7 protein-coding genes are annotated in these 11,640 nt (G+C 62.3%); 5 read left to right on the forward strand and 2 right to left on the reverse strand.

Annotated features, from left to right (window positions below):
* The gene (locus tag KIH75_RS02420; RefSeq protein WP_219055228.1) at window positions 1-1,866 is read right to left on the reverse strand and encodes an AAA family ATPase; all 1,866 of its coding nucleotides are present in this window, start codon (window positions 1,864-1,866) and stop codon (window positions 1-3) included.
* Between the two features lie 61 nt (window positions 1,867-1,927).
* On the reverse strand, window positions 1,928-2,134 hold the full coding sequence (locus KIH75_RS02425; protein WP_219055229.1) for a hypothetical protein: 207 nt from the start codon (window positions 2,132-2,134) through the stop codon (window positions 1,928-1,930).
* A 447-nt stretch (window positions 2,135-2,581) separates the two neighbouring features.
* Here KIH75_RS02425 and KIH75_RS02430 point away from each other — a divergent pair, with 447 nt between their 5' ends.
* The 5 genes from KIH75_RS02430 (at window position 2,582) to KIH75_RS02450 (ending at window position 11,614) form a co-directional block, all read left to right on the forward strand.
* Window positions 2,582-3,805, forward strand: coding sequence for an MFS transporter (locus KIH75_RS02430; RefSeq protein WP_219055230.1), 1,224 nt, complete (start codon window positions 2,582-2,584; stop codon window positions 3,803-3,805).
* A 275-nt stretch (window positions 3,806-4,080) separates the two neighbouring features.
* Window positions 4,081-5,571 (forward strand): exonuclease SbcCD subunit D, encoded by a 1,491-nt coding sequence (locus KIH75_RS02435; RefSeq protein WP_219055231.1) that lies wholly within the window; start codon window positions 4,081-4,083, stop codon window positions 5,569-5,571.
* Entirely contained in the window at window positions 5,568-8,861 is a 3,294-nt protein-coding gene (locus tag KIH75_RS02440; RefSeq protein WP_219055232.1) for an AAA family ATPase, read from the forward strand. The genes KIH75_RS02435 and KIH75_RS02440 overlap by 4 nt, the downstream gene beginning before the upstream one ends.
* A gap of 123 nt (window positions 8,862-8,984) precedes the next feature.
* The gene (locus tag KIH75_RS02445) at window positions 8,985-11,222 is read left to right on the forward strand and encodes a SpoIIE family protein phosphatase (RefSeq protein ID WP_219055233.1); all 2,238 of its coding nucleotides are present in this window, start codon (window positions 8,985-8,987) and stop codon (window positions 11,220-11,222) included.
* Window positions 11,223-11,311: 89 nt separating this feature from the next.
* Window positions 11,312-11,614: an STAS domain-containing protein gene (locus KIH75_RS02450; protein ID WP_219055234.1), complete on the forward strand. Its 303-nt coding sequence runs from the start codon at window positions 11,312-11,314 to the stop codon at window positions 11,612-11,614.
* Window positions 11,615-11,640 lie beyond the last annotated feature (26 nt).

Here is an 11,640-nt window from a genome sequence, read left to right on the forward strand (position 1 = left end):
TCAATCATTGTCGATATCGGCGGAATCCGGGGCGCGGAACGGCGTCATGCCGGTGAAGATGCCGAAATCCTCCCTGTCCCAATCCTCGAACAGTTTGCCCAAGGTGTTGCGCCCGGAGGCGTAATCCCGGAAGATCTCCTTGCGCTTGTAGCGTGCGGCGTCTTCGAACAGGTACATAAGCACCTTGTATTTGAAGGTTTCGCTGAACCGTTCGGGCAGCCGCTTGGCGCCCGAGGGGATGGAGTCCCTGATGAAGAACGGGCCGATGAGTTTGTCCTCATTGACGTGGGCCTTGTCCAGTAGCAGATCGTTGAGCCTGCGGCGGTAGCCGTCCCACACGTCGTCGATGGCGTCCGCCCCGTCGTCGATGCCGACATACAGGAAATCCCAGCGTCTCTTGAACGCGGTGTCGAGCGGGAAAACACCCTGATCCGCGGAATTCATGGTCGCCAGGATACTCATGTTCGGCGGGATGACGATGTTCAGTGGGGTTTGGGTGGATCGTTCGTCAAGGCTGGAACCGGTGAGTTCGGCGAGATAGGCCATGCCGGTCTCGTTCAGGTGGGAACGCAGGTACCGTGACAGATCGGCGTTCGTGCTGATGGCGTATTCGCTTGCGCCGTTGTCGTCGCGGTCGAGCAGCTGGAACAGGTCGCCGAATACCGCCGCGGCGTCGGCGCGATTGATCTCCTCGATCACCAGCGCGTACATGTGATCCTTGTCGTTGAGCGCGCGGATGAGGATGTTGGTGAACGGGCCGGAGGTGAAACGGTAGGTCAGGCGATCGGGCTTGTCTTCGTCGCCGGAGGCTTCCATGGTCGGGCGCAGCGATCCGACGAACTGGGCGTGCAGGTAGTCGGCGTGGAAGGTGATGCGTTCGTAACGCCCCTCATATGCCTGCAGACTTTGGTTCAGCCTATGGCTTTTGCCGGTTCCCGGAGCGCCGAAGTAGATGACGTTTCTGCCGGAGGTGTAGGGGTCGTAGTCGAGGAATTCGAGGTATTGCTTCAGTGCCGCCGCCGCGGTGCCGCTGTTGTCGAAGTTTCTGACGTTGCGCCAACCGTGGGAAAGACTGCGCAGGGCTGTTATGTCGGCGCATTCGAGCATGCCTTGGCAGTCGTCGGGGATGAGGCAGGTGTCGTAGCCGGGGATGATGTCGGCGATGGTCGGCTTGCTCTTGTTCCCCTCGGAGACAGTTCGGCTCATCAGCTCCTCGATCAGGCTTGACGGCTCGATCTTCGTCGCGTCCACGCCATGGCCGAGCGCTTCGCGCAGCGCACGTCTGTAGCTGGTCTGTGTGCTTGACTTCTTTCTGGAATTGTCGGATCCTGAATCGGAGGCACCGGCTTTCCTGAGGTTCAGCCAATCCTCGTATCTGCCGACGCGCAATTCGACATTGTTCCAATCGACCGGCTGTTCATGCGGTTCGACGGCACAAGCCGTGTGGAACAAGGCGTTGTAATCGTAGAGAGTATGGGCGTTGAATCGCCCGTTCGCCGCGGTGAGCGTGACGGCGTTCCTGTTTTCGCCGATGAAATCACGCAAGTCGATGGTCTGCCCGTCGAAGCGGATCATGCCGTCAGTGGAATCGGCGGCTTTCCGGTCGAGTGTGACGCCGCCGAAGGAGCGTGCATCGACAAGCAGATAACGGTCGCTGCCGACGTATGCCCAGACGAGCACGATGTCGTCCGCTTCGAGACCCGCGCCGCGTAAGGGGTATGCTGAGAAGTCGAATGCTTGGTCGTGCGCCCAGAAATCAAGCGCGGCGTTCCTGCTCGGATCGAAATGCCCGCGACCGTCGGTGTACGCGAACAGTGAGTAAATGCGTGAATCCTCCTGCTTGAACAAGTCCTTGAATTGCGTCATGGCGATTCCCCCCGATGGCTGATGTATCCACCAATCATTATGCCATCGGGGGTGCGGCCATTCAGTGATTGCCTGGCTCCGAAAGCGCGATGCGCACGACGGATGGGGTGTTCTCCGCCAAGCATCGAGCCAGCCAATCGAGGTCGGTTTCTTCCGCTTCCGCTTTCCCGTTCAGACATGAGCAGGCGTCCGCGTGCCATTCGAGCATCAGCCCGTTGCTCATGCGGAACAGGATCGTGGCATCCACGTTCATGGTGGTTTCGTTCATGGTGTCTCCTTCCGTTGCTGGACGGGACCAATGGTGATCCATGTAGGGGCGTGACGGGGCGTTTGGGGTGGAACGATCCACGGATGATCCACGATCGGCGGGTAACTCGCTTATTGATGGCGGATTTCGGGGTGCGTGGGGAACCAGGTGGCTTATATATGGCGGCCTAAGGGCGATTCGCCAAGTATGGGTGGCGGAATTCCAACGGCGATACTCGGGGTTTCGGGGATGAGGTGCCATATATAAGCCACCTGGTGCAATGCGGGGCACCGAATCTGCCACATATAGGCGGAGTAGTGGGCGCACGCCGACCCGCACGCCAATCCGCACGCCGACCCATGCGCCAGCCCACTCCGCCACACCGTGCCGCCGCATCGCCCGCCGCGGATACACGTGCCGATATAATAAACCGGCTGAACTTTCAAGAGCTAGGAAATGGGAGAACATATGGCAAGTCTGCTGCTTGCGGTCATCTACGTCGCGTTCATCAGCCTCGGATTGCCCGACGCCATGCTCGGTGCCGCATGGCCATCCATGAGCCAGGATCTCGGCGCTCCGCTGTCGTGGGCGGGCGGCATCTCCATGGTCATCTCCGCGGGCACCATCGTCTCCGCGCTGCTCTCCGACCGTATGACGCTGCGCTTCGGCGCGGGCAAGGTCACCGTGGTCTCCGTAGGTCTGACCGCCGCCGCGCTCGCGGGCTTCTCCATCGCCCCGAACTACTGGGTGCTCATGGCCTTCGCCATTCCCTACGGCTTGGGTGCGGGCGGCGTGGACGCGGCGTTGAACAATTACGTCGCCATCCACTATGAGAGCAAGCACATGAGCTGGCTGCACGCCATGTGGGGCCTTGGCATGCTCACCGGCCCGTATGTCATGGGCTATGCGCTCGGCCGCGGCCAAGGCTGGGGCTGGGGCTACCGCTATATCGCCATCATCCAGATCGTGCTCACCGCGCTGCTCATCGCCAGCCTGCCATTGTGGAAGCAGCGCAAGGCCGTTCCCGCCAGCGCTTCCAGCGATGGCGACGGCAATGGCGATGGCGCCGCCGCTGCGGCCGAGCCCGCGGCGCGTAAGCCGATCGGCATCCGTGGCGTGCTGCGCATCCGCGGCGCCAAGGAAATCCTGATGATGTTCTTCTGCTACTGCGCCGCCGAGCAGACCTCGATGCTTTGGGCCAGCAGCTACATGGTGCTCGGCGACGGCATCGACAAAACCACCGCCGCCATGTGGGCGAGCTTCTTCGGCATCGGCATCACCGCGGGGCGTCTTCTCAGCGGCTTCCTGACCATGCGTTTCGGTGATCCGACCATGATCCGCATCGGCCAGACCGTGATGCTCATCGGCCTGGTCATGCTGTTCATCCCGCTGCCGGCGCATATCGCCACGATTGTGGGACTCATGCTCGTCGGCCTCGGTTGCGCGCCGATCTACCCGTGCGTCATCCACTCCACGCCGGCGTATTTCGGCGAGGACAAGTCGCAGGCCATCGTCGGCATGCAGATGGCGTTCGCCTACACCGGTTCCATGCTTATGCCGCCGCTGTTCGGCCTGCTCGCGCAGCACATCAGCATCACGCTGTTCCCCTGGTTCCTGCTGGCGTGCCTCGTGGTCATGGTGATCATGCACGAATCGCTGCGTCGCAAGTGCGGCAACGCGCTGGCCGCCTGATATGCCCTGACGGCAAAGTCCAGGCATGGGTTCCGAGGCGGTCGCGGGAGACTGCCATAATCGAACATATGTACGAATGCTCGAGCCTGTGCCGTGCGTCCGCGCGAGCCCGGTTCGCGCATGCGTTCGATTTTTCCGTCGGTTCGCCGTTTGTCCGGTTAAACCATATAGGCGGCTTGTGGGCGGCTTCGCGCCGCGTCGCATAGGCAAGCCGCCTGTATGGGTGAATAGGATTCCGTGGCGAGGCCTGCGGAACGGAACGGAAGGAGCGGGCAATGCGCGTGGTGCATACCTCCGATTGGCATATCGGCAGACGGTTCAAAGGCGTCGACCTGTTGGAATACCAGCGCAAGGCGTTGGATTGGCTAGTGGCGTTCATCGAACGGGAGCACGTGGATGTGCTGTGCGTGGCGGGCGACGTCTACGATTCGCCTCGCCCTTCGACCGGGGCGGTGCGCCTGTTCAACGAGGTTTTCGGTACGCTCGGCAATATGCGGGTCAACGGGCATCCGTTGGAGATCATCTTCACGCCGGGCAATCATGATTCCGCCGATCGGTTGGGCACGGGCGCCGCGTTGATGCGGCCGAACGTGCACATGCGGTGCGAGATCGAAGCCATCGCCGACCCGGTGATCGTGAAGGTCGGCGGCGAGCGACTGGCCGTATACACGGTGCCGTATCTTGACCCGGATCTGTCTCGTCCGGTGTTGCAAGGCATGATCGATGCGGCGGCGCAGACGGCGGAAACTGCAGAAGGGAACGTGGGGGAGCGCGCGCAGGGGAACGTGCCTGCCGATGCCTCGACGAATGGCGATGGGGAAGATGATGCCGAAAACGATGGGGAAAACGACGAGGGAAACGGGGAAACCGGCAACGCCAAAATCACACGTTCGCATGAGGGCGTGATGCAAGCCGCCTTAAGGCTCATCACCAGTGATCTGGCCAAACGTCGCGCCGAGGAGCCCACGATGGCCGCCATGCTCATGGCGCACGCCTTCATTTCCGGCGCGCAGCCCAGCGATTCGGAACGCAATATCAGCGTCGGCGGCGTCGACAGCGTCCCCGCGGCATTGTTCTCGAACACAGGCCTCGACTATCTCGCCCTCGGCCATCTGCACAGGCCGCAAGCGGTGACCATCCCGCAACTCGCCCCCGCGCAATCCGTATTCCACGGCATGCGCACGCCGCAGGCGAGATACAGCGGCGCACTGCTGGCCTACTCGTTCTCCGAATGCCGAATGCCGCCGGTCGAAGGCAACGGCAAAAGCGTGGTGCTGCTCGACGTGGACGCCACGCGCGAACCGGAACCGGGCGGCAATGCCGTACGCGCCGTAAGCCTTGCCACGGTGGAGTCCGGCGAACCAGCATTCGCCAGCATCGAAGGCACATTGGAGGAGGTGCTTGGGCCGCTCGCCAGCGAATACGGCGAGGACTGGGTGTCCATCACCGTCCACCTGAATGAATATCCGCGCGGTCTGTACCAGCGGATCGACGGGAAATACGCGAACGCGCTGGAGAAGCATGTCGAATACGACGGGCGTACCGCATCGGCCACGCGCACCATGGCCGACATGAAAACCGCCGTCGACGAGATGGAAGTGCTGGAAGGGTTCGTGCGATATTCGCTTGGGCGTGAGATCCATGATGACGAACGCGCGGTGTTGACCCGCGTGGTGGAGAGGGTGCGTGCGCGCGGGGCGGAACATGCCGGTGGCGGCGACGTGGCGCAGGCGAATGGAAATAAGCATGGGGAGGAAACGCGATGAAGCTCATCGGATTGAAATTCCGCGGCATCGGTCCGTACAGGGGGGAATTCTCTGTCGATTTCGCGGCGCTGACGCGCTCGCACCTGTTCCTGATCGACGGTGAGACCGGCGCGGGCAAAACCACGATTCTCGACTGCATCACCTACGCCCTGTACGGCAACATATCCGGCGACGCGCGTTCCGGAACCAAACAGCGCCTGCGTTCCAGATTCCTGGACGGGGCGCAGGAACGCTCGTATGCGGACCTGATCTTCGAGGAGGGCGGAAACTATTACAAGGTGTACCGTTCTCCCGAATATATGTGCGAGAAAACTCGCGGCGAAGGGCGAACTGCCAAAAGCGCCACTGCGAACATGATGCGCGTCGCCGACGATCACCGGGAGGAATTCCGGGCGTTGACCCAAGCCGATCCCGGCGATTTCGAAGCGAATCGGAGTGCGGAACGCTACTACGGGTTCTTCGACGAGCCGGGGCATGCCGAGCCCATAACCGCTAAGGCGAAGGAAGTCTCCTTGGAGGTCATCGCGCTGCTCGGCCTGAACCGCGACCAGTTCTCCAAAACGGTGATGCTCGCACAAGGGCAGTTCGCCGAATTCCTGCGTATGAAGCCGGAGGATCGTACCGGTCTGGTCAAGGATCTGTTCGCCGCGCAGGAGTATGAGCAGATTCAGGAGCAGTTGCGGGCCATGCGCCAGCAGTACGGCAATGAGGTCGATGATCGGCGGCGTGAACTGATCGAAGCGATCCATGCCGGCCAGTCCAATGCGAAACGCATCCATGAGGCAGTGGCCCCGGCCGGCGATGACGCGAATGCCGATCCGAGCGCAGATTCGAGCGCCGAACCGAACATTGATGCGCATAGCGCCGATGCCGCATGGGGGCTGAATGCCGACGGCGACATTGACGAGCCCGCGCATAGCGTGGACGAAATCGCGACGATGCTGGACACGGCGATGCAAGCGGTCGGCCATGACGCGGCGACGTTGCTCGACGAGACCAAGGCGCGGTACGATGCGGCGGATCAGGCATGGCACGAGGCGCAGCAGCGGTACGCCGCAGCCGGCGCTTTGGCCAAGGCGGTCGAGGATCGCGGGAAAGCCGGGCGGCGAATCGAACTGTTGGAAAGCGTCGCGCAGCAGATCGAAGCGGATGAGCGGCGTGCGCAACGGTCCGCACAGGCGGCGCCCATCGTGGAACTGATGCGCGATTTGGCGGATCAGAACAGGCTGATCGAAGAAAACACGGATCAGCTCGTTCAGCGGGAAGCGGTGCTCGGCGAATACGAAACCCCGGAGGAACTCAGCCTCCGGTACGAGCAGGCTATGAAGGCGGCGGCCGGCGCGCAGACGATCGAGCGTGAGCTGGAACTTGCACAGAACCATGCCGATCTGCTCGCGCGGGCGAAGCGGGCACAAGCCGCAGCCGCGCAAGCCGAAAAGACGCTGCGGGATTGCGAGGCCAAAACCGCCGAAGCCGGGCGGCGGCTCGCGCAATTCCCCGACACACAGGCGATCATGGAACGTCTGGGCGCGATCGACGCCGCCTTGGGCGCGAAAGATCGGCTCGACGATGATGTGAAACGGGCCGAAACCGTCCTCACCCATGCGAAGTGCGTCGAACGGCTGGGCGACGAGCTTGTCAAGGCCAAAGCCCAGGTCGCGGCGACCAGCCGTGCCCACGCCGATGCCGTCGCGGCTCACAGGGAGGCGGAAAGCCTGTTGCGGGCCGCAGGCGCGGCGGGGTATGCGCAGGATCTCAAGGAAGGCGACCCGTGCCCGGTGTGCGGCAGCGGCCATCATCCGCATCCCGCGAAGGTGCCGGAAGGTGTTCCCGCGAGGAGTGAGGTCGACGCGTTGCAGGCCTTGGAGGAACAGCGCCGGAACGATGTGGACAAGGCGCGCGTCGCGCTGGTCCAAACCGAAACGGATATCAAGGCCGAAACGGAAGCCTGCGGCAAGTTGACCGTCGCCGAAGCCGAACGGAACGTCGATCAGGCACGGCAGGCCAAAGCCAAGCTCGGCACACTCGAACAGGAACGTCGGGAACTCGACCTGCAACGCGGGAAACGAGAGCTTGCCGAACGCGCGGCGAAGGAAAGCGAACGTTCGTTCGCCATGGCGAAAGCCATGTTCCAAGCGGCCGGGCAGGAAGCGGAACGCGCAATCGCCGACGCCGAAGGCATCAGCGATGAAAGCGTGAACAGGGAACGGGAAAACGCCCAGCATCGTCTCGACGAGGCGAAACGGCAGCAGCGGTACGCGGATCAGCTCAAGGCGCGAATTGACGAGCGCACGGCCATCGCAACACGCATCACCGAACTCAAAGCGAGCGGCGAAGCGCTCGCCCGGCAGCGCGACGCCATCGAACGCAAACTGGGGGAGAAGCTTGAAACCAGCGCGTTCGCGGACCGTGAGGAAGCCCGCGCCGCGTGGCTCGGTGACGAGGAGACGGAACGACTCCGCAAGCGCGTCGAGGACTACCGCAACCAGTACGCGGCGGCGCACAGCGAGCTGAAGCGTGCGGACGATGAACTGGCGTCATGCCGGAAGGCATGGAACGAAGTCGGCGACGGGCAGGATCCCGATCGCGCCGCGGAAGCCGTCGAGACGGCGGGCGAACTGCGCGACGAGGCCGCCAGCGAACAAACCATGGCTACCGCGCTCGACACCGAACGGCAACGTCTCACTGCCGCCCTGCACGGCAAACTGAAGGCATGGGAACAGGGCATGGCAACCTACGCCCCGATCCGCACCATGGCGACGCTCGCGGTGGGAGACCGGGAATCGCCCGCCGCGAACAAGGTGTCGCTCATCACCTACGTGGTCACCGAACGGTTCCGCGACGTGCTCGACCGCGCCAACGAACTGCTCAAAGACATCCACGGCGGCGTCTACGAGCTGCGTCTCGGCGAACACGAAGGGCGTGCGGGCGCCAAAACGGGTCTGCCCATCGAAGTGTTCGACCGGCGCACCGATCTCGCCACCGAACCCGCCACGCTCTCCGGTGGTGAAACGTTCTTCGTCTCGCTCGCCCTGGCGCTGGCGCTCGCCGATGTCATCCAGGCCGAGAACGGCGGCGTCTCCATGGAAACGCTGTTCATCGACGAAGGTTTCGGCACGCTGTCCGACACGTTCCTGGATGATGTGATGGACGTGCTGGGCGACATCGCCCACCATCGCGACGTCGGCATCATCTCCCATGTCGGCCAGCTGAAAGGGCGGATACGGGAACGCATCACCGTGTCCCGCATCGATGAGGATTCGGAAAGCAGCCTCACCGTGCGACTGTAAGCCGATTGTCAGCGAACTTTCAGGATTCATGTCGGGGGCACGGCGCAGGTCGGCAATATGATTGTCATAGCGCGGTACAAGCCGCGGTAACAATCATTGTCGATGGCATAGGACGGGGGTCGTATGAGTGATCGTTCTTTCCTCGCGCCCGTAGACGCACCCGCGGGCGCACCCTCTTCGGAGGAGCGCCCGGGGGAGCGTGGCAGCCTTGTGCGACGCATGGCCAGAATATGCCTCGGCTGTTTCATCTGCTACTGGATCGTCGTCGAGACGTTCGACCTGATCCCGATGTTCAACGACGTCGCGCAGGTGCGTCCGGCTTCGGGCATCGGCCCGGTGCTTGGCCTGTACTTCGGCGCGCCCGGCATTCTGGGGTGCTCCCTCGCGAATCTCGTGTCCGACATCCTTCATGAGGGGACCGACGCGTGGACCCTGTTCCACTACTTCATCGTGCAGCTCATCTACAACGGCGCCATGTACGTGGCGTGGTATCTGGCGAAATGGCGGAGCCGCAAGCCCTACCCGAGGCTCGAATCCGCCGGCGACATCCTGCTGTATATCGTGTACGCTGTGGTGAACGGCTTGCTCGTCATGCCGCTGTTCGCATCGTTGACTTCGGTGCATGTCGATGAGGGCACGCTTTTCGTCTACACGTTGAACAATATCTGGATGCTGCTGTACTTGGGCATTCCGCTGCTGTATTTGCTTGAACGCAGCAGACTCAACCCCATCGCCCCCATGCTGATACGGGCGCGCAGACCGTACGTTCGCCGCACATACACGACCCTCACGCAACGCCTGTCGATCTCGTTCATCGCCATCGCCGCGTTGGTGGTGCTGGCCATCTCTGCGGGGCTCACGATGTTCTTCGAACGTGTCTCCAACTTCAAAAGCGGCGAGCTCATCATATTGGTCTACTCCTTGGCATTGCTGATTTCGATCCCCGTGTTCATCGTGCTGCTCGCGGTCATCGCGTTCCTGGAACGCAGCCTCACCCGGCCGGTCGAAGTGCTGGTGGATGATCAGCGGACCTTCATCTCGCGCATGAAGCAGGATCTGAAGCGGAACGTCGACAGCATGGCCATCGATGTGGACGAGCACGGCGTCAACCCGCGGTACGAGCTGCGCGAACTGTACGATTCCACGAACCAGATGAGACACGACATGGTCGATTTCGTGGAGCATCTGCATCGGATCACCGTCGAACGCGAACATGCCGCGGCCGAACTGAACGTCGCGCGGCAGATTCAGCTTGGATCGGTGCCGCATGATTTCACCGCGTTCAATCAGCGGTTCGGCCTCGACATCGGCGGCGTGATACGCCCGGCCAGAGAGGTCGGCGGCGACTTCTACGACGTGTTCGACGTGGACTCGCATGACGTCGCGTTCGTGATCGGCGACGTGTCGGGCAAGGGCGTGCCGGCGGCGTTGTTCATGATGCGCGCGCAAAGCCTGATCCGCCAGCATGTGATGGAGAACAGGGATTTGGGCACTGCGCTCACCCTGGTAAACCGGCGGTTGTGCGAACGCAACGATGCCATGCTGTTCGTCACGGCGTTCATCTGCGTGCTGGACACGTCCACCGGCGAAGTGCGGTACGTCAACGCCGGGCATAATCCGCCCGTCCTGGAACAGTCCGGCAAACGGAGCTTCCTCTCCTGCAAGCCGGGGCTGGTGCTGGGAGCCATGGACACGATGACCTACCGTCAGGGGACGCTCGCCCTGCAAGGCGGGGACGGCATCATGCTGTACACGGATGGCATTACCGAAGCCTGCGATCCGGACGACGCCCTGTTCGGCGAGGATCGTCTGCTGGAAACGCTGAACGCCGATGATGCTCCGAATGAGCAGAAGCGGTTGGACGATGTGGTGACTGCCGTGGACGCTTTCGCACGCACGGCGCCGCAGGCCGACGACATCACCATGCTGGCCTTCCGGTGGCCCCTGCCCGTGCAACGGCTGGAGGTCATGCCCGAAAAGGAGAACCTGGACAAGGTGTTCGCGTTCCTCGAACCGTTGTGCGAACGTGAAGGCTGCACGCCGCGCATGGTGCACAGCCTCATGCTGGTGTGCGAGGAGCTTTTCGTGAACGTCTGCATGTACGGGTTCCCGCAAGGCCCGAAACTGCCGGTGATCTTCGAATGCACCATGGACGACGCGAACCGCCGCATGAGCCTTGCAGTCACCGATTCGGGCGTCGCCTACAATCCGCTGAGCTACGAGCCCGAGAAGGTCGGATTGGATAAGGACCACCGCATCGGCGGTCTGGGCATCCTTCTGGTCCGGGACAACGTGGACGAAATCAGCTACGAGCGCGTGGACGGCAAGAACATCCTCCACATCGGTAAACGGTACGTATGAGCCGCGCCCACCCGGCGCGCCCATCACCCGACAGCCAATACGCCCCGACAACCCCCAATGCAAAGCTTCATCCAATGGAAAGGAACATCATGGAAATCAAAGGAACCACCCAAGGCGAAACGCTGATCGTCGAACTGGACGGCAGACTGGACACCAACACCGCCCCCGATTTGGAAACGTATCTCAAGGAGAACATGGGCGGCTTGCGGTCGCTCACTCTGGATCTGGAACACGTGCAGTACGTGTCCAGCGCCGGCCTGCGTGTGTTCCTGTACGCGCATAAGGAACTTGCCAAGGCCGGCGGCGCGCTCACGCTGCGCAAGCCGAACGAATATGTCATGGAGGTGCTCGAAGCCACCGGCTTCACCGATATCCTCGCCATCGAACACTGAGCCGCACGGGCATAACCGGCAAGGAG

Source organism: Bifidobacterium pongonis (genome assembly GCF_019331805.1).
In the GTDB taxonomy this organism is placed as follows: Bacteria; Actinomycetota; Actinomycetes; order Actinomycetales; family Bifidobacteriaceae; genus Bifidobacterium; species Bifidobacterium pongonis.

What these genes read in the sequence shown, in the direction of transcription:
- KIH75_RS02430 (WP_219055230.1), top strand. Translation starts at nt 2,582, where the DNA reads ATGGCAAGTCTGCTGCTTGCGGTCATCTACGTCGCGTTCATCAGCCTC.
- KIH75_RS02425 (WP_219055229.1), bottom strand. Translation starts at nt 2,134, where the DNA reads ATGAACGAAACCACCATGAACGTGGATGCCACGATCCTGTTCCGCATG.
- KIH75_RS02440 (WP_219055232.1), top strand. Translation starts at nt 5,568, where the DNA reads ATGAAGCTCATCGGATTGAAATTCCGCGGCATCGGTCCGTACAGGGGG.
- KIH75_RS02420 (WP_219055228.1), bottom strand. Translation starts at nt 1,866, where the DNA reads ATGACGCAATTCAAGGACTTGTTCAAGCAGGAGGATTCACGCATTTAC.
- KIH75_RS02450 (WP_219055234.1), top strand. Translation starts at nt 11,312, where the DNA reads ATGGAAATCAAAGGAACCACCCAAGGCGAAACGCTGATCGTCGAACTG.
- KIH75_RS02435 (WP_219055231.1), top strand. Translation starts at nt 4,081, where the DNA reads ATGCGCGTGGTGCATACCTCCGATTGGCATATCGGCAGACGGTTCAAA.
- KIH75_RS02445 (WP_219055233.1), top strand. Translation starts at nt 8,985, where the DNA reads ATGAGTGATCGTTCTTTCCTCGCGCCCGTAGACGCACCCGCGGGCGCA.